This window comes from Acidithiobacillus ferriphilus, assembly GCF_018854775.1.
In the GTDB taxonomy this organism is placed as follows: domain Bacteria; phylum Pseudomonadota; class Gammaproteobacteria; order Acidithiobacillales; family Acidithiobacillaceae; genus Acidithiobacillus; species Acidithiobacillus ferriphilus.
On the sequence record NZ_JAAZTY010000004.1, the window covers coordinates 11836 to 30596 of the forward strand.

The window sequence follows — 18761 nt, forward strand, 5'->3', positions numbered from 1 at the left end:
ACATGACTTTTACCGATATTTTTGTTCGCCGCCCGGTACTGTCTACCGCCCTGAGCCTCGTCATTTTTCTGCTGGGTTTGCACGCCTATTCGATGATGCCAGTCCGTGAATATCCGGCCCTCGTCAACACGGTCATCAGCATAAAGACCGCATACCCCGGCGCCAGCCCAAATACCGTACAAGGCTTCATCACCGCACGTCTGGAAAAAGTGATCGCCAGCGCACCAGATATAGACTACATGACCGCCGACAGCTCGGACGGTTCCTCGACCATCACCGTGTACATGCGGTTGAATTACAGCCCCAACGCAGCGCTCGCCAACATCCAATCGAAAGTGCAGCAGGTAACGGATCAGTTACCTGCCGGCAGTCAACTACCGGTCATCAGCGTAACGAATGGTCACCTGACAGATCTGCTCTATGTCGCCTTCTACAGCCAGGAACTCAGTCAGCAGCAAATTACCGACTATCTGCTGCGGGTGGCCCAACCGCGACTGGCCTCGGTACCGGGCGTAGGCGAAGCGCAGATCCTGCCACCAGGCGCCGGTAACGGGAATACCTACGCGATGCGGGTGTGGTTGAATCCGCAGAAAATGGCGGCGCTGGGCATTACCGCCGCGCAGGTTTCACAAGCATTGGCCGCGAACGATTTCATTTCCGCTGTCGGACAAACGCGGGGAAAGACGGTACAAAACACCATCGTCGCGACCACCAATCTGCATAATGTGGGTGAATTCCGCAATCTGGTTCTGCGCCAATCTGGCAACACCCTGATCCGGCTCAAAGATGTGGCCACAGTGGAACTCGGTGCACAGGATTACACCTCTCAGGCCTTTTTTGATGGCAAACCAGCGGCATTTATCGGTATTCAGGAGGCGCCCTCGGCCAACTCTCTGAATGTGGCTTCCGGGGTGAAAGCATCGTTGGCACAACTGTCAAAAAGCCTGCCACCCGGAGTGCATATGGCCATTCCTTATGACGCCAGCACTTTCATCAAGGCTTCCATCGATGAAGTCGTCATGACCATTGGAATCACCCTTGCCGTGGTGGTGCTGGTCATTTTCCTCTTCCTGGGTTCTTTCCGTGCGGTACTCATACCCGCGATCGCCATCCCCCTGTCTATTGTGGGCGCCGGCCTGATCACCTGGTTCATGGGCTTCACCATCAACCTGCTGACCCTATTGGCAGTGGTTTTGGCCATCGGACTGGTGGTGGACGACGCCATCATCATCGTAGAGAACGTACATCGACATATTGATGAAGGGAAAACCCCTTTTACAGCGGCTTTAATGACCGGACGGGAGCTGGGAGGGCCGATCATCGTCATGTCCACCACGCTCATCGCCGTATTCGCCCCCATCGGATTTATGGGAGGACTGACGGGCAGTCTGTTTAGTGAATTCGCGTTTACGCTGGTGGCTACGGTTTTAGTGTCCATGATCGTAGCGCTCACGTTATCGCCGATGCTCTCCAGTAAGATATTACACCCAACCAGGGAACATGGCTTTGAACACTTTATCGAGCAACGCTTCACTGGTCTGCGCAATTTCTACGACCGTATCTTAGGCAGTACACTGAATTATGTGCCGGTCACCATGCTCTTTGCCGCGGTAGTATTCGGAAGTATCTACTTTTTGTTTAACACCTCGAAATCCGAATTGGCCCCAGCCGAAGATCAGGGCATCATTTTTAATGCCGGCACGGGTGGCCCAACCATTACGCCGGATCGGCTGGCCAATGATGGACAACAGGTTCTAAAGGTGTTGAATAAATATCCTGAAACCAGGGCAACCTTCATGGTCACCGGCATATCGGTGGGCAGCGGCGGCGGCTCCAACAGCCTGTTCGCCGGCATGAACCTGACGAATTGGGACAAACGCTCCACGACGGCGATGCAATTGCAGCCACAGACCCAGCGCGCCCTGCAAAGTGTCCCGGGACTCCAGGTAGCCTCATTTTTACCACCGTCTCTGCCCGGTTCGGCAGGCGGTCTGCCGGTGCAATTTGTGCTGCAGAGCCCAGGCAGCTACGGCAAAATCGATCAGGTGGCTAGCCAATTGATCGCAAAAGCTTACAAAAGCGGTTTGTTTTTCTATGTCACCAAGGACTTGCGTATCGACAATCCTGAAATCGTGTTGAAGATCAATCGGAATATGGCCGCCACCCTTGGGCTGACCATGGCGAACATCGCCCAGGATCTACAGCCCCTGCTGGGCGGCAACTATGTTAATCGTTTCGATATGGAAGGCCGCAGCTACAAGGTCATTCCCCAGGTCCCGGACCATTTCCGCCTCGATCCAGCCGCCTTGAAGCAATATTACATCGCCACCGGTAGCGGTCAGATGGTGCCCTTATCTACCGTAGTCTCCATTGAAACCAAGGTCGAACCGCAATACTTGCCACAGTTCCAGCAACTCAACTCGGCAACCATACAGGCGGTGCCCAAGCCTGGCGTTACCTTGGGCGAGTCCTTACGGTTCTTCAAGGTTGCGGCAGAAAAAATCATGCCCAAGGATTTTTCTCTGAACTATGCGAGTCAATCTCGTGAATACATGCAAGAGTCGGGTGCATTGCTAACCACCTTTGCACTGGCCATCATCTTGATTTATTTGTTGCTGGCCGCACAGTTCGAGAGTTTCCGCGACCCGCTGATCGTGCTGATCACGGTACCCATGTCCATCAGTGGTGCGTTGATTTTCATCAGCCTGGGGCTGGCTTCCATCAACATCTATACAGAATTGGGGCTGATTACACTGATTGGTCTGATCGCCAAGCAAGGTATTCTTATCGTGCAGTTCGCCAATGAAATTCAGAAGAAAGAAGGACTCAACAAGCGTGAAGCCGTGCAGAAGGCCTCCAGCATTCGTTTGCGTCCCATCCTCATGACTACAGGGGCGATGGTGCTGGGCGTTCTACCCTTGCTGCTAACGGGCGGACCCGGCTCGGTCAGTCGCTTCCAGATGGGCCTGGTGATCTTTACGGGCTTGGGTATTGGCGCTTTCTTCTCGCTCTTCGTGGTGCCAGCCATGTATATGCTGGTCGCCAAGGATTTACACGCGCCCAGGAACACCCAGGAAGTCTGACGGAAGCAGGCTGTTTGGCGCAATGGAGCTGACCGGGGTGCTGATTGGGATCCCGGTTTTTTCACTTGACAAGACGGAAGGTGGCCAGAAGAATACTGAATAAATATTCTCGCTAGTCTTGTTGGGGGACATCCGATTTTCCGCTCCCTGCCGGGTTGACTGGTTCGCCATTCGCACACAGGTAAATTTTTTCATGGGTCACAAATTCTTCCTGAGCATTCAGACCTTAGCAAAGAGGTCCTGGTGACTGCGCAACGCATCGATGGCAAATCTATAGCCAAAAAAATACAGGCGGAGGTCACCCATCGCAGTCAAGCCTTTCTCCAGCGTCATGGACGCTCCCCTGGCCTTGCGGTAGTGCTGGTCGGAACCGATCCGGCGTCTCAGGTTTATGTGCAAAAAAAACGGAATACCTGTGCTTCAGTAGGCATCAACTCTTTTTCCGCCAATCTTCCCGCAGACAGCACGCCACAACATCTCCTGGCCCATATTGCCGAATTAAACGCCAATAATGCCGTGGATGGCATCCTGGTGCAGTTGCCCCTGCCCCCGCATTTTGATCCTGAAGAAGTCATTGAAGCCATTGCTGTCGACAAGGATGTCGATGGCTTTCACCCCTACAATGTCGGCCGCCTTGCGCTGCGCGCGCCACTGCTGCGCTCCTGTACGCCCGCCGGAATCATGACATTGCTTCATAAAACCGGCATAGAGCTCGGAGGGAAAGAAGCGGTGATTGTCGGCGCATCCAATATTGTCGGGCGGCCTATGGCACTGGAGCTTCTCCTGGCCGGGGCGACGGTGACCGTCTGCCACCGTTTCACCCGCGATCTTGCGGCCCATGTGGGACGCGCCGAACTACTCGTCGCGGCGGCAGGCAAACCGGGACTGATACCTGGTGAGTGGGTTCGTGAAGGAGCCGTGGTCATTGATGTAGGCATCAATCGTCTTCCAGATGGGCGTTTGACCGGTGATGTAGACTTTGCCGGTGCGGAGCAACGTGCGGCATGGATCACTCCAGTCCCTGGCGGGGTCGGCCCAATGACGGTAGCCACACTCTTGCAGAATACCCTGTTTGCGGCAGAGCGACGCATGGGACACGCACATGAATGAAGCACCTGCCCAGCAAAAATCTGCTGCGGCGCCCTCGCTGGACAATCCCGATCTCTACTTCAACCGCGACCTCAGCATCCTCGAATTTAACCGCCGGGTACTCGCGTTGGCTGATGATCCACATGTACCCCTGCTGGAACGTTTACGTTATCTGACCATCGTTTCCAACAATCTGGACGAATTTTTTGAAGTACGCATGGCAGGGCTTCTGCAGCGGCGCAAATTTGGTGCGGGTCCTTCGGGGCCGGATATGCTCGGACCAAATATCGAAATTGAAGCCGTATCCGAAATGGCCCATGAGATTATCTCTGCGCAATATCGCTGCCTGAACCAACGACTGATACCTGCCCTGGCCAAAGAGGGTATCCGTCTGTTGCGTCGACGCGAATGGCAGGCCGCGCAAAAACGCTGGATCAGCAGCTATTTTCAGAGTGAAGTCCTACCTCTGCTCACCCCCTTGAGCCTTGACCCAGCCCACCCCTTTCCCAAGGTACAGAACAAAGGACTAAATTTTGCCATCGCCCTGGAGGGCCAGGATGCTTATGGGCGGCATAGCCCCATCGCCATCGTGCAGGCACCGCGGATACTGTCGCGTATCATCCAGATTCCAACGCACCTGGCCGGTCCGCATGATTTCGTGTTTCTCTCCTCCATCATTCACGAACATGTGCAAACCCTTTTTCCGGGCCTGACGATACAGGGTTTTTATCAATTTCGGGTAACCCGCAATAGTGAACTCTTCGTGGACGAAGAGGAGGTGGACAACCTCCTCGATGCGATCGCTGATGAATTACCGATGCGTCCTTTTGGTGAGGCGGTACGGCTGGAAGTCGCCAGCAACTGTCCGCGCGAGGTCATCGATTACCTCTTGAAGCATTTTGAACTTGCTGAGGATAATCTGTATTCGCTGCCGGGTCCCGTGAATCTATCACGGCTGGCCGCCATCATCGACATGGTTCCTCGCCACGATCTGCTCTTCCCACCCTTTGTACCCGGCCTGCCCTCAGTCTGTATGCGCCCGGAGAATATATTTGCCCAACTCCGCGAGGCACCCATTCTCCTCCATCACCCTTACCAGAGCTTCAATCCGGTACTGGATTTTCTCCGCCAAGCGGCCAATGATCCGCAAGTCATCGGTATCAAACAGACCTTATACCGCACCACCCCGGATTCTCCCATCATTGATGCACTGATAGAAGCGGCAATGGCGGGTAAGCAGGTCACTGCCGTGGTCGAACTCAAGGCCCGCTTTGACGAAGCCAATAACATTCGCATGGCAGAACGCCTGGAAGAGGTGGGTATACAGGTGGTGTACGGCGTGGTCAACCATAAGGTACATGCCAAGATGATCCTGGTCCTACGCCGTGAGGAGGATGGGGTTCGCCTCTATGGGCATCTGGGTACTGGCAATTATCATCCTCGTAATGCGCGGATTTATACCGATCTTAGCCTGCTCACCACACATGCTGACATCACGGCCGACATGAACGATCTGTTCATGCACATCACCGGCATGGGTAAGGCACCGCAACTGCGTTGCCTGCTGCAAAGTCCCTTTACCATGTTCAGCGGGATATGTGATGCCATCGAGGCAGAAACCCGACTCGGCGTGAAAGGCCGCATCATCGCGCGAGTGAATGCGCTGGTCGAATCAGACCTGATTCGCGCCCTGTACCGGGCCTCCCAGGCCGGAGTGGAAATCGACCTGGTGGTACGCGGTGCCTGTGCCCTACGTCCCGGCATACCCGGTGTCTCTGAATGTATCCGGGTGCGTTCCATTGTCGGTCGCTTTCTCGAACACAGCCGTGTCTACTACTTCGGGAATGACGGACATCCCAAGCTTTGGATGTCGAGTGCCGACTGGATGGGACGCAATCTCTTTCGCCGTCTGGAAGTCGCGGTACCCATTCTCGATCCCGACTTGCGCGCACGCATACTCAAAGAAACCCTTCAGCTCTACCTGGAGGATGACTGTAACGCTTGGGTCATGCGTGCCGATGGTACGTATGATTTTCTGCGTAAACCCCCCGATGCCACCTGTAAATCAGCTCAGGACCGTTTACTGGAACACTACGACAGGAGTAGCCAGCATGCGTGACAAGGTTTCGTCGTGATCCGGGTACTGGTGCTCAACAGCAAAGGAGGTGCCGGAAAGACGACAGTTGCCACCAACCTCGCCAGTTTGCTGGCACTGCGCGGTTCGGTACTGCTCGCTGACCTGGATCCGCAGCGCTCGTCCAGCACCTGGGCCGAACGACGGTCGGAGCGGCTGCCAAAGCTGTCCATCATTGCCGATGCTGATCGGGATTTCCGTGGTTATCCAACGAGCGATTTCGTCGTCTTTGATGCCCCTGCTGGCCTGAAAAAAGGACGTCTGGAAGATATGCTTGATGAGGTGGAGGTGCTGTTGGTACCTATCGGTCCCTCTTCTTTTGATATGGACGCCAGCCGTCTTTTCCTGGAAAAACTGAATGAGATTAAACGCTTTCGCAAAGGTAAGGTGCGCATGGGCGTTATTGCCAACCGCGTGAATGCGCGTACCAAGGGCGGACAGCGTCTGCAACTATTTCTGTCAGATTTGCACTTACCGGTGGTGGCCACCCTGCGTGATAATCAACTCTATGTGCGAGCCGCGCAACTGGGCGCGGGCATAGCGGATTTGCGGATGGCGGAAACTCGCGCTGAATTACCGCAATGGGCGCAGCTCCTGCGCTTTGTAACGGAGGGGAAGCATGGAACAGGAGCTTAAACTACAGATACTCGATCCGTCCCCTGCCGCCTGGACAAAAATCAGCCAGCATCCTCTGCTGGCACTGGGTACAACCTCCCCTTTGCAACTCCACGCTTTCTATTATGATAGCCGTGATGGCGCCTTGCAGCGCGCCCGGCTAGCCTACCGTGTACGTCGGGAAGAGAAAGAGTGGGTGGCCACCCTCAAGGCCGAAGGCCAATCCACTGGCGGACTGCATCAGCGTCCCGAATGGAACGTCACCGTATTCTCCTCCGAAGCTGATCTCCGGGTGTTTACCGACCCGGATGCTGTGGCGTTACTCACGCCCTTTTTGGGTTTGGTCTTGCAAGTCATCCTCGAAACCCGTTTTGAACGGTTGGAGAGTCGGGTGGATCGCGTGGACGGCAGCCAGATTCTGGTCGCACTGGATCGCGGAGAAATCGTTGCCAACGGCGGCTTACGTGAACCTATTCTCGAAGTAGAGTTGGAATTGGCAGCAGGAGAGGCTGCCGCGGTATTAGAGATGGGCGCGGAACTGTGCCTCGATCTGCCGCTGTTGCCCGATGGGGAAAGCAAGATGCTTCGGGGCTTGCGTCTCGCCGGGCTGATACCGGCCGAGGTCGGTGCGATGCGCTACCAGACACCACCGCTACGCCGCCACGAAAATGCCGGAAAAGCATTCAGCCGCCTGCTGATCCAACAAAGTCAACAAGCGATTAGCGAAGCCCGGCGACATTCAGCCGATAATAGTACGAAGACCTTACATCAGTTGCGCAAAACCGTCCGTAGCCTGCGCGCGCTGCTGCGTTTCTGCCGGGCTCTGGATGCTGACAGCCATCTCGCCAGCACCGCTCAGGAATTGGCTGCCTGGTTTCATCAACAAAATATACGACGTGACCATGAAGTGCTCGCCATGTATTGGGAAGCGTTGGCCACGGCTACGGGCAGCGAAGTGATCCCGCTGCATAGTTGGTTGATAGAGCAAGCCGAAGCAACACCTGCCCATCTCGGCCAGTGCGTCGCCGCAATTCTGAAGCTTTGGGCACGGCTGCTGCGTGCAGCGCTATACAGTGATCAGGATCTACAACACTACGCAGAAATGCATCTGCGGCGTCAGGATCGCCAATTAATGGCGGCGGGAGCCGCAGCCAAGACCGCCACCAGTTTTCATGCCTTGCGCATACGCATCAAGAACTGGCGCTATGTGATCATCGCCCTTGGCGATATATGGCCCAGCAAAGACAGTAAAACACTGCTCAAACTGCTGTCATCCCTACAAGAAATCTCTGGTGCTGTCCATGACGCCGATATGGCAAGACAGCATCTGGCGGGGCTGGCTACCAGCCGCAAGCACGGGCTCGCTTTCAGTGCGGGGATGCTGATGGGCTATCTCCATGCACGGGAGAACCGACAACGCAAAAAATTCTCCAGGTATTGGGAGCGGCTGGAGAACGCCCCACGGCCGTGGGGCTGATTCCGTCAATATTTAATCCAACCCCTCGCGCTTGTGTTCGGTCATATGCGCAATCAAGGCAATTTCGTGGGCCAGACAATATTGCGGTTCTGTTACTCCCCACTCGCGCGCCTGCTCCAGATCATAAGTGTCAGTGTCGCAGACCTGCTCCAGTTGCTGACAGTTCAGACTCTCGCTTAAGAAACCCGCCACCTCGGCGATCTGGTTATTGCCCAGAACACTGACCGCCTCGCCGAGCGTGAGATTCATCTTGCCACTTAACTGCTCCGCAACCGCCATTGTTGCTGCATCCAGGCTATTTTCGTCCTTCAGCAGGAATGCTCTGGAGAGGGCAAGTTGACGATCTATAGACATCTTTTATGTCTCCTTATCTATTTGAATACATTTAATGTTTATTGGGATGAGAACGCTGTATGACTTCTGCCAAGTCGCGGGAAAGCTTAGGCTTGCCCGCGAGCATTTTCAAGGCTTCGCCCATAGCCTGCTGACGTGGGGCGTCATAACGCTGCCAACGGCTCAGGGGTGTTGCCAGACGCGCCGCCGTCTGTGGATTAAGATCGTCAAGACGACGGAGTTGTTCCGCGTAAAAGGCATAGCCCGAACCATCTGCGGCATGGAAAACCGTGGGATTGGCGGCAAAACCACCAAGCACTGCACGTACCCGATTGGGTACCCGCCAATCAAAGGCAGGATGCACGAGCAAATGCTCTACCTGACGCAGGGTTTCCGGGCGTGGCGTGGCTGCCTGTATCGCAAACCATTTGTCGATCAGCAGCGGATATTCATGCCACCTTCGGTAAAAGTCGAGCAGGATATCCTCGGCATCATGGTGGCGATGCTGTACCAGCAACTGAAAAGCGGCCAAGCGGTCCGTCATGTTATCGGCCTGGGCATATTGCTGACGGGCGTACAGGGCCATTCCCTCGTGACCTTCGTGGTCGCCGGCGATCAGATAACTCAGGGCCAGGTTACGCAGGCGCCGACGACCGATAGACAAACCGTCGCGCTGATAGGTCGCAGCAAGATCGTGATACAACCCCATCCACTCGGGCACGAACTGCATACCGATGGTGCGCATCAAGCTGTCGCGCGCGTGATGAACGGCTTCGACGGCAATCACCGGCATCTGCTCGCCGATATAATCCTCGCTGGGGAGTGAAAGCAGTTCGGCACGGAAGGCCGGGTCTATCTGTGCATCACCTAAGGTCGCCGCGACAGCATGCCGCAGGGCGCTTGGCAGTGAAGCAAGCGATGCATCAGCCACGGTGGCGAGTAAGGCTTTTACCGCAAGATCCTGGATACTCTCCCAGCGATTGAAGGGGTCATCATCGTGGCTGGCCAAAAAACTACGGGCATCGTCATCCAACGGACTTTCGAGGCGCACCGGTGCAGAGAAGCCGCGCAGAAGGGAGGGAATCACTGGATCAGGCAGGTTGTCAAAAGTCCATGACTGTTCAGTCTGCTCCAGTAAAAGTATGCTTTCACGGTCAGTTCCATTCAGCGGGACCCGTTGCCCCTGGGTGTTGAGCAGCGCCATACGCACGGGGATCGGTACCGGCTCTTTAACGGACTGCCCAGGCGTTGCCGGGGTTTCCTGACGCAGGGTGAGGGTATAGCTATGCCGGGCCGGATCATAGCTACCGGTCGCGCGCAGGATCGGTGTTCCCGCCTGGCCATACCAGCGACGAAAACCGGAGAGATCGCGCTGGTTGGCATCTTCCATGGCGGCGACAAAGTCTTCAATGGTAACCGCCTGACCATCGTGTCGCTGAAAATAGAGATCCATGCCCTGGCGAAACTGTGCGTTACCCAACAGGGTGTGGATCATCCGCACCAGTTCGGCGCCTTTTTCGTAGACCGTCGCCGTGTAGAAATTATTGATTTCGGAATAGGCATCGGGCCGCACCGGGTGCGCAAGGGGGCCGGCATCCTCCGGGAACTGGGCAGCGCGCAAACGGCGCACATCATCGATGCGCTGAACACCACGGGAATTCTGATCGGCACTGAACTCCTGATCGCGAAACACGGTCAGGCCCTCCTTGAGACTCAACTGAAACCAGTCACGCAAAGTCACTCGATTGCCGGTCCAGTTGTGGAAATATTCGTGGGCAATAACTGACTCAATGCCCTGATAGTCGTTGTCCGTAGCGGTCTCCGGGCTGGCAAGCACATATTTAGCATTAAAAATGTTGAGGCCTTTATTCTCCATCGCGCCCATATTGAAGCTGTCGGTAGCAACAATCATGTAGCGGTCCAGGTCGTATTCCCGACCATAGACCTCCTCATCCCAGTGCATGGCGCGCTTGAGGCTGTCCATGGCCTGGACGCAGGCGCCGGTGTCACGTTCAGCCACATAGATTTCCAGCACCACGTCCCGTCCGGAAGCGGTACGGTACTGATCGCGAACCACCGCCAGATCACCAGCCACCATGGCGAAGAGGTATGCCGGTTTGGGATAAGGATCTTCCCAGCGGGCCCAGTGCCAGCCGTCTTCCTCATCACCCGTGGCCATACAGTTGCCGTTGGCGAGCAGCACCGGGCAATTTTTTTGTGGGGCGTGCAGGGTGACCGTGAAGCGGGCGAGGCAATCAGGACGATCCAGGGTGTAGGTAATGCGCCGGAAACCCTCCGCTTCACATTGGGTCAAGAATTGCCCGCCCGCATGATAGAGGCCGGAAAGCGTGGAGTTGGCCGCAGGATGTATGCGTACCCTGCTTTCCAGAACGAAAGATTCCGGGGGGTTCAACAGCACCAATCCCGCGTCGGTCAGTCGATATTCATGCTCTGCCAGAGTCCGGCCATCCCGCTGGAGACTCAACAGTTCCAGGGACTCGCCGTCCAGATGCAATTCGGTAACCGGCGCCGTAGCGGTGCATTGAAAATGAAGACAGGCAGACACCTCCGTATTTTCCGGGTCCAAACGCAGATCAAGGGCGATTTCAGAGATCTGATAACTAGGTACTTTGTAATCGCCGCGCTGAACCACGACTGCGTTTGTCCCGGATATGGTCACTTCTGGCATGCTCCATTTTGCAGGTTACCAAGGTGTGCAACAAAATCTTTGAGACTTTCTTTGTTCAAGCCATGTATCAGGGTGGCCGCACCTTTTTGATCGCAGTAGATCAGGGTGGGGGTAGCCATTTCACCGCTCTCACCGAGCAGCCTGGTATTATTTTTTACGGCGCTAACGGTGGCTATGCCGGGATTTCGAGCAGGCTCGATACCTCCCTCTTCCGTTCCCTCATTAAAGCTATTTTCGTTTTCCGCCATAGCGATAGCGGGGTCCTTGGCACCGAGAATAGCAGCGGCTTTAGGGCCACTGCTCTTTTTGAGGAACGCCACCACCACATAACGCACTCTGAGCTTGCCGGCGTCAATCAGTGGCTTAGCCTCTTCATAAAACTTGTGGCAGAAAATGCAATCAGGATCAACAAAAGCGATCACCTCAGGTCCACTGGTGCCCAGCACAAAGCTGTCGGTATGAGCAGCCTTCGCGGCCATGGTCGCAGGGCTTGTCGGCTTGGGAATCAGACCAAGCTTCAGCATCGCCGCATGCGCTTCGTCCGTACCTTGCGTATTCAGGACTGGGCCGGCAACCAGATATTTGCCATCCGCAGTGGCAAAGGCAATAGTCGGACGTCCTTCCAGAGTCACTTCGATCCCGGTTAATCCCCCGGGGCCGGGGAACACCTTCTCAGCCTTGGCCTGCCCATGGGTCACGGATTCCAGCAAGCTTTCCGCGGCGCCAAGGCTGACTTCCGTTCCCATGTGGGGCATTGCAAAACGGTCCACGACAGCGCCGGTAAGGCCGCCGATGATAAAAAGGGCCACGGCCAACGCAATGGATTTTTTCTCCATGAATGGATACGTCCTTATATTTTGGTGAGGTGTAATGACGAATGACGATATGCTGAGATTCTAAACCTGTGCCCATAGTAAAAGCCAGACGACCACCATCCATTAAAGTCGCCCTGAATCACTAGGGGCCCCATACCCAGACATTGGTTCCCATCAGAAAACATGCCACCAGAGCATGCTTGCCGACTACCATGCGCAGATGAATTCATAGCTTACCTCCGATGCGCAAGAGTCCGACCACAATACCCTCGATCCTCAGGTTGTCACGCTGCAAATCTACCGAAATGGGCAAAAATTCGGGGTTTTCCGGCAGCAGCCAGACCTGATCACCATCCCGCTTCCAGCGTTTGACCGTCACCTCACCATTGACCCGCGCGACCACCATCTGGCCATCCTGAAGCGTAAGTGCCGCCTCGTGACGAACGGCGAGAATATCGCCATCGAGAACACCCGCGTCACGCATACTCATCCCCTGCACCCGCAACAGATAATCAGCCCCTGGCGAAAAAAGCCGGGGGTCGACGGGCAACGCCCCCTCCCGGAACTCTTCAGCCAGCATGGGTTGTCCGGCCGCCACTCGCCCGATCAATGGTAAGCCGATCTCCTCTTCCGCGCTCGCACAGAGGCGGATACCCCTGGCGGTACCACCCTGCAGCAAAATATAGCCCTTGCGCGCCAGCACCCGCAGATGACTCTCGGCGGCATTGGGCGAACGGAAGGCAAAAGCGCGCATCAACTCAGCACGGGTGGGCGGCAGATTGTCTTCTGCCATGCGGGCACGAATCCAGGCGAGAATCTCGGCCTGTCGGAGGGTGAGTTCGTCCATGCAGCATCTCCTGAGGACCGGCGAATAGTAAACCATATAACGGCTATATTTTTATACAGTTTCGCTACGGAATGCAAGTAGGGTGATTCAGGACCGTGCCCCCCCTCAGTTTTGTCTGCGGCTTGGCCGTTAAGCGCGTTCATAGCCATCCGCAAAAAGTGGACTGTCCACGTTTTATGAATCGGACAGAACTTATAAATAGCACAGAGTATAATGAATAAGTTATATCTCTCCATCCAATCCGTTTGCTTGACAGCCCCCACTTTGTTAAAATTTTGCAACAACCATGTGCAGCGGAATATATAAGGCTGAAAGATTGACAAAATGAAATCTCTTTTAACTGCTTACTACATCATCGGACTATTTCTGGGGAGCACCAGCATCGCTTTCGCAAGCACGCACGGTCGGGGTATTGTTGGCCTGTGGCGAACCGCGGGTGGCAACGCTTATATCCGTATTTATGAGAAAAATGGTGCGCTATTCGGACAAAGCGTCGGGCACTTGCAAGACACTGTGCAGCAGGCCCGCGCCAAGGGCCAGCCGCAAATTCTGGCCGACTTCGTACCAAAGCGTCCGGGGGAATGGTCACATGGTCGCATTTACGATCCGAACAGCAACACTTATTTTCATGGCACGCTGACGGCCCTAGATCCCCATGAACTTAAGGTATACGGCTATATCGGTTTTTCATGGCTCGGTGGTAACACTATCTGGACCCGGGTTTCGACCAAGTTGAATCATCAACATGGAGATTCGCACTTATAGCAAATTTCCAGGCGGTCATTGATCAGTGAGCGATCTGGGCCAACTGCGCGTCATTGATTTCCACTTTAGCATGCTCCCGCAAGTCCTTCAGATAAGCTATCGACAGTAAACGACTTCTTTGTTCCTCCAGAGACGTGCGAATTTGCGCCGCCACTTTGGGGTTTATCGCCGCTGCCGAGGGGGCAGTCACATGGGTGATCGCAAGAATCTGGTAGCCTGACGGCGTCTTCACCATATCCATAGAAGGGATTCCGTCCACTGGTGCGGGTGTTGTGAAAGCAGCCGCTAGCGCTGCATTATCCAGCCCCTGTCCATTACGCCGAGTTATATCGAGATAAGTGTGCAGCGGATGGGCACCGCCATCTGTCAGCACATTCATGTCTTTTGCTTGCCGCGCTGCCGCCAATAGCGCTTGCGCCTTGTTTTTAGCAAGCTTTTTCGCCTTCGCAGAGCTTAGCTTCGCAGTAATGCTTCTCACAACAGCGCTCAAGGGTTGCGTGCTACCCGGCGTATAATGGAGCAAATGCACAGCCAGTAAATCACCATTCGCCAATCTGAGCGCTGTGCTATTTTTACCGGCAAGCACAGCCTTACTGAAGGCAAGGTCGAGTGCTCTGGCGTCCGCAAAAGGCCCCTGAGCGAGCACCCTTCCAGCCGTGAGCATACCACTCTCTTGAATCTTCAGATTATAGGCCTTGGCAACCGCAGCCAAACCGTCAGGGCTACTAAACAGGAGATCCTTAAAATTTTCCACTTGAGCCTGGAAGGCGTTTTCCGCCTGGCTATTAAAAGATGCCGCACTCTGCTCGGCCGCCACCGCGGAAACATTGCTGGCGGGGTTCGTCGGCGACAATCGCTTGCCGACAAAATCTTTAGGCCCCAGCACGACATATTGTACTTGCAACTGCGCGGGTAACTGGAACTGATCGACGTTGGCATGATAGTAAGCGGCCACCTCGGCACTGGTTGGCTTGGCTGCCGCCGCGAAGTCAGCGTCCCGGATATCTACCGCACTAACATCGCGGTACTCCTGAGACCAGGCCCAAACCCTGGTTGCCTCAGCATTCGAGGCCGTAGCAATGGCCTGGGGGATAACTTGCAACTGCTCCATACGCATACTCGCGCGCAGCATGCCTTCAAACTGTGCTGGTGTCATTCCGTTAGCCGCCAGTAATTTCTGATAATGACTTTTAGAAAAGACACCCTTTTCTTGAAAGGCCGGAATGGATTCAATTTTTTTCGCCAACGCGGTATCGGGCACCCGCAACCCCAGGCGCCGCGCCTCCGCACCTAAAAGCATATTGTTGATCAAACCATCAAGCACATCCAACCCAAAGCTTTTATCCTCCATCATCTTCGCTGCGGTTGCTGCACCAAAAACATGATTATAACGTGCCTGAACATCCTTCATACGTTTCTGAAATACGGTATCGCTGATCTTCTGGCCGTCCACCGTCGCTACGGTCGATGAACTTGAGTTCCCCGAGAATAAATAACCGCTTACGCCCCAGAGCACAAAAGATAATGCGATTAAGATCATGAGTATTTTGGCTACCCAAGACTGACCGAAATTCCGAAATGTATCCATCATAAGCACATCTCCACAAAGCTATAGTACCAAGGTAAAGCTGCCTGTATTTAGCGCTCCACCATCAAGAAACTTCTCTAAAACCCATAAATGGCCACCCCAGTGTCGCACGTCAATACAAAAAACAGACACAAAAAAAGGCGCCCCACAAGGGTCGCCTTACTCGCATTGGCGGGGCGGACGGGGCTCGAACCCGCGACCTCCGGCGTGACAGGCCGGCATTCTAACCAACTGAACTACCACCCCAATAAAATTGTGGTGGGCGGTGAGGGGCTCGAACCCCCGACATTCGGCGTGTAAAGCCGACGCTCTACCAACTGAGCTAACCGCCCAAACCAGACGCGCTAGTTTACTGCATCACGCAGTGCTTTACCAGCCTTAAATTTAGGCGTGCGACTTGCGGCGATCATGATTTCTGCACCAGTGGCGGGATTACGACCTTTGCGTGCCTCACGGCTGGAAACAAGGAAGGAACCGAAACCGACCAGAGTCACCTGATTACCAGCCTTCAACGCCTCTGTAATTACCTTGACTGCCGCATCCAGCGTATGGCCAGCGGCAGCACGAGTCACGCCGGCTTCTTCTGCAATCTTCTCGATCAACTCCGACTTATTCATATTTCTTTCTCCTGTTATGGACTCGGTTACTTAGGTATAACTGCGCATCAACTCTATCCAGAAAACGTTATAGCAGGGTAAAAAAAGACTTGTCAAGAAAGTACATAAAACAGCCGGAACCGCAACCCAAGACCGACCTTCGCCAATGAATCATCCTTGTCGAGAATGCACGACATAAATACCGCTCTATTCTATGCCTCTCCAAAGTAACCAAACTTTTTTGAGGCGGCTTTCACGCCGCATCCTTAATGTGCCATTGCCTTGTCCTCAGGAGACTCTTGAACAGCCACTACGCCAACCAACGGTTCCCCATTGTCAGGTGGTGGCAACGGTGTCGGCGAAGACTCCAGCGCAATGGCTAAAACCTCGTCAATCCACCGAACCGGTTTAATAGTCAACGCATCACGCACATTTTTGGGGATTTCCTGCAAATCTTTTTCATTCTCTGCCGGGATCAGGACCGTGCTGATACCACCGCGATGCGCTGCCAGCAACTTTTCCTTTAATCCACCGATGGGCAACACCTCACCACGCAAGGTAATTTCCCCGGTCATAGCGACCGTGGCATGCACCGGGATATTAGTCAGCGCCGACACCAGGGCGGTGGCCATGCCAATACCGGCACTTGGCCCGTCTTTAGGCGTGGCACCTTCCGGCACATGAATATGCACGTCACGGTTTTGGTAAAAGTCTGCAGGAATGCCCAGAGCCCGCGACCGGGCACGCACCACGCTCATGGCGGCCTGGATAGACTCCTGCATCACATCACCCAGTTTTCCGGTAATGAGCAGCTTGCCGCGGCCAGGCACGACTACCGCCTCGATACTGAGTAACTCACCACCGACCTCTGTCCAAGCCAAACCGGTGACCTCACCAATACGGTTTTCCTTCTCCGCCTTGCCGAAATCGAAACGACGCACCCCGAGATATTTCTCCAAATTGCGGTCCGAGACCTGTACCCGCGTACGTTTTTTGTCGAGCAGAAGTTCTTTCACCACCTTACGACAGATACGAGCGAGTTCCCGCTCCAGATTACGTACACCGGCTTCCCGGGTATAATAGCGAATGATATCCCGGATGACTGCCTGTGAAAGCTGCATCTCCCCATCTAGCAGCCCGGCTTTTTCTATCTGTTTTGGCAGGAGATACTTGGTGGCGATGTGAGTCTTTTCGTCTTCGGTATATCCGGAGATCCGGATCACCTCCATACGATCCATCAACGCTGCCGGGATATTGAGCGTGTTCGCCGTCGTGACGAACATCACCTCAGAAAGATTGAAATCCACTTCCAGGTAATGGTCGTTGAAGGTTGCATTCTGCTCGGGATCAAGCACTTCCAGCAGAGCGGACGCCGGATCACCCCGGAAATCCATCGCCATCTTATCCACTTCATCCAGCAGCATCAGCGGATTGCGCGTACCAACCTTGGCTAGGCTCTGGACAATCTTACCTGGCAGAGCACCAATATAGGTACGCCGATGCCCACGAATTTCCGCTTCGTCGCGCACGCCACCCAAGGACATCCGCACGAATTTACGTCCGGTCGCTGCCGCGATAGAGCGCCCCAAACTGGTCTTACCCACGCCGGGTGGGCCTACCAAGCACAAGATCGGACCGCGGCTATTGCCGACCCGTTCCTGTACGGCAAGATATTCGAGAATACGTTCCTTGACGTCTTCCAAGCCGTAATGATCGGCGTCGAGAATGGCCTTAGCGCGCTTAAGGTCCTTGGTGATTTTGCTGCGTTTGCGCCACGGCACCCCCACCAACCAGTCGATATAGTTACGTACCACCGTCGCCTCTGCGGACATAGGACTCATCATCCGCAGCTTTTTCAGCTCGGCATCGGCCTTGGCTCGCACATCTTTAGGCATTCCGGCCTTGTCGATTTTACGCGTCAGCTCATCCAGCTCGCCACCGCCCTCTTCCGACAGATCACCCAACTCTTTCTGAATAGCCTTCATCTGCTCATTCAGATAATACTCGCGCTGACTCTTCTCCATCTGCCGTTTGACGCGGCCGCGGATGCGTTTTTCCACCTGCAGCAGATCAATTTCAGACTCCATCATGCCCAGCAAATGCTCCAGCCGGGCACGAGTATCTGCCTTCTCCAGAATTTCTTGCTTTTCTTCGAGTTTGAGGCCGAGATGTGCCGCCACAGTGTCGGCCAGCCGTGCCGGATCATCCATGCTCGCCAAGGTAGACAAAATCTCCGGGGGAATTTTTTTGTTCAGCTTGACGTAGGACTCAAACTGAGCGCTGACCGAACGCATAAGCGCTTCCAACTCACGATCGTTTGCCGCACCACTGGCAACGATCTGCACCTGAGCGCGCAAGAATTCTTCAGCCGGCAGAAAAGAAACAATTTTAGCCCGGTCCGTACCTTCGACCAGCACCTTAACCGTACCATCGGGAAGTTTGAGCAACTGTAGGATCGTAGCCAGCGTGCCGATCCGATAAATGTTTTCCGGCTGGGGATCATCATCCGCGGCATTTTTTTGTGATACCAGCAGAATCTGTTTTTCACCGGACATCGCCTCTTCCAGGGCGCGAATCGACTTCATCCGCCCCACAAAAAGAGGGATAACCATAAACGGAAATACCACAACATCGCGCAGAGGCAACACCGGTACCATCTGGGCTTCATCTTCCACGAGGAGACTTTTATCGATTTGGGTCACAGTCTACTCCAACAGTAGGTGATTACTA

The 18761-nt window shown here is 54.7% G+C and carries 13 protein-coding genes and 2 tRNA genes; 6 read left to right on the forward strand and 9 right to left on the reverse strand.

The features are described 5' to 3' along the window. Nucleotides 1–2: 2 nt before the first annotated feature. The 5 genes from HF921_RS00205 (at nucleotide 3) to HF921_RS00225 (ending at nucleotide 8398) form a co-directional block, all read left to right on the forward strand. Nucleotides 3–3083: an efflux RND transporter permease subunit gene (locus tag HF921_RS00205; protein WP_064219451.1), complete on the forward strand. Its 3081-nt coding sequence runs from the start codon at nucleotides 3–5 to the stop codon at nucleotides 3081–3083. Between the two features lie 243 nt (nucleotides 3084–3326). Continuing rightward, complete coding sequence (gene folD / locus HF921_RS00210) at nucleotides 3327–4193, forward strand: bifunctional methylenetetrahydrofolate dehydrogenase/methenyltetrahydrofolate cyclohydrolase FolD (protein ID WP_064219447.1); 867 nt, start codon at nucleotides 3327–3329, stop codon at nucleotides 4191–4193. Further along, on the forward strand, nucleotides 4186–6291 hold the full coding sequence (gene ppk1 / locus HF921_RS00215) for a polyphosphate kinase 1 (RefSeq protein WP_064219446.1): 2106 nt from the start codon (nucleotides 4186–4188) through the stop codon (nucleotides 6289–6291). Before folD ends, ppk1 begins: the two co-directional genes overlap by 8 nt. A 12-nt stretch (nucleotides 6292–6303) precedes the next feature. Continuing rightward, nucleotides 6304–6942, forward strand: a complete 639-nt coding sequence (locus HF921_RS00220) for a ParA family protein (RefSeq protein WP_215892500.1) — start codon at nucleotides 6304–6306, stop codon at nucleotides 6940–6942. Next, a complete protein-coding gene (locus HF921_RS00225; RefSeq protein WP_215892499.1) occupies nucleotides 6926–8398 on the forward strand; it encodes a CYTH and CHAD domain-containing protein in 1473 nt (490 codons plus the stop codon). The genes HF921_RS00220 and HF921_RS00225 overlap by 17 nt, the downstream gene beginning before the upstream one ends. A gap of 12 nt (nucleotides 8399–8410) precedes the next feature. Here the strand turns inward: HF921_RS00225 and HF921_RS00230 are convergent, their stop codons facing one another. The 4 genes from HF921_RS00230 to lexA form a co-directional block, all read right to left on the reverse strand. Continuing rightward, a complete protein-coding gene (locus HF921_RS00230) occupies nucleotides 8411–8752 on the reverse strand; it encodes a hypothetical protein (protein ID WP_064219443.1) in 342 nt (113 codons plus the stop codon). Nucleotides 8753–8783: 31 nt separating this feature from the next. Further along, nucleotides 8784–11420 carry an aminopeptidase N gene (gene pepN / locus HF921_RS00235; protein WP_226834230.1) on the reverse strand — a complete coding sequence of 879 codons (2637 nt, stop codon included), beginning with the start codon at nucleotides 11418–11420 and terminating at the stop codon, nucleotides 8784–8786. Continuing rightward, nucleotides 11408–12256, reverse strand: a complete 849-nt coding sequence (dsbG, locus tag HF921_RS00240; RefSeq protein ID WP_064219442.1) for a thiol:disulfide interchange protein DsbG — start codon at nucleotides 12254–12256, stop codon at nucleotides 11408–11410. The genes pepN and dsbG overlap by 13 nt, the downstream gene beginning before the upstream one ends. A 205-nt stretch (nucleotides 12257–12461) precedes the next feature. After that, on the reverse strand, nucleotides 12462–13082 hold the full coding sequence (gene lexA, locus HF921_RS00245) for a transcriptional repressor LexA (RefSeq protein WP_064219441.1): 621 nt from the start codon (nucleotides 13080–13082) through the stop codon (nucleotides 12462–12464). A 324-nt stretch (nucleotides 13083–13406) separates the two neighbouring features. On the opposite strand from lexA, the gene HF921_RS00250 reads away from it, so the two are divergent. Further along, nucleotides 13407–13847 (forward strand): DUF2147 domain-containing protein, encoded by a 441-nt coding sequence (locus HF921_RS00250; RefSeq protein ID WP_064219440.1) that lies wholly within the window; start codon nucleotides 13407–13409, stop codon nucleotides 13845–13847. Nucleotides 13848–13869: 22 nt separating this feature from the next. On the opposite strand, the gene HF921_RS00255 is transcribed toward HF921_RS00250, so the two are convergent. The 5 genes from HF921_RS00255 to lon form a co-directional block, all read right to left on the reverse strand. Then, nucleotides 13870–15438 (reverse strand): SurA N-terminal domain-containing protein, encoded by a 1569-nt coding sequence (locus tag HF921_RS00255; RefSeq protein WP_215893081.1) that lies wholly within the window; start codon nucleotides 15436–15438, stop codon nucleotides 13870–13872. 166 nt (nucleotides 15439–15604) lie between these two features. Beyond that, nucleotides 15605–15681: transfer RNA gene (locus HF921_RS00260), tRNA-Asp, on the reverse strand. A gap of 10 nt (nucleotides 15682–15691) precedes the next feature. Next, nucleotides 15692–15767, reverse strand: a tRNA-Val gene (locus HF921_RS00265). A gap of 12 nt (nucleotides 15768–15779) precedes the next feature. Continuing rightward, nucleotides 15780–16052: an HU family DNA-binding protein gene (locus tag HF921_RS00270; RefSeq protein ID WP_215850162.1), complete on the reverse strand. Its 273-nt coding sequence runs from the start codon at nucleotides 16050–16052 to the stop codon at nucleotides 15780–15782. A 245-nt stretch (nucleotides 16053–16297) separates the two neighbouring features. Further along, nucleotides 16298–18733 carry an endopeptidase La gene (lon, locus tag HF921_RS00275; protein WP_231104572.1) on the reverse strand — a complete coding sequence of 812 codons (2436 nt, stop codon included), beginning with the start codon at nucleotides 18731–18733 and terminating at the stop codon, nucleotides 16298–16300. Nucleotides 18734–18761: the final 28 nt, after the last annotated feature.

Excerpts from the sequence above, each read along its gene's own strand:
- HF921_RS00205 (WP_064219451.1), top strand. The coding sequence starts at position 3 with ATGACTTTTACCGATATTTTTGTTCGCCGCCCGGTACTGTCTACCGCC.
- ppk1 (WP_064219446.1), top strand. The coding sequence starts at position 4,186 with ATGAATGAAGCACCTGCCCAGCAAAAATCTGCTGCGGCGCCCTCGCTG.
- HF921_RS00225 (WP_215892499.1), top strand. The coding sequence starts at position 6,926 with ATGGAACAGGAGCTTAAACTACAGATACTCGATCCGTCCCCTGCCGCC.
- HF921_RS00230 (WP_064219443.1), bottom strand. The coding sequence starts at position 8,752 with ATGTCTATAGATCGTCAACTTGCCCTCTCCAGAGCATTCCTGCTGAAG.
- pepN (WP_226834230.1), bottom strand. The coding sequence starts at position 11,420 with ATGCCAGAAGTGACCATATCCGGGACAAACGCAGTCGTGGTTCAGCGC.
- dsbG (WP_064219442.1), bottom strand. The coding sequence starts at position 12,256 with ATGGAGAAAAAATCCATTGCGTTGGCCGTGGCCCTTTTTATCATCGGC.
- lexA (WP_064219441.1), bottom strand. The coding sequence starts at position 13,082 with ATGGACGAACTCACCCTCCGACAGGCCGAGATTCTCGCCTGGATTCGT.
- HF921_RS00250 (WP_064219440.1), top strand. The coding sequence starts at position 13,407 with ATGAAATCTCTTTTAACTGCTTACTACATCATCGGACTATTTCTGGGG.
- HF921_RS00255 (WP_215893081.1), bottom strand. The coding sequence starts at position 15,438 with ATGATGGATACATTTCGGAATTTCGGTCAGTCTTGGGTAGCCAAAATA.
- HF921_RS00270 (WP_215850162.1), bottom strand. The coding sequence starts at position 16,052 with ATGAATAAGTCGGAGTTGATCGAGAAGATTGCAGAAGAAGCCGGCGTG.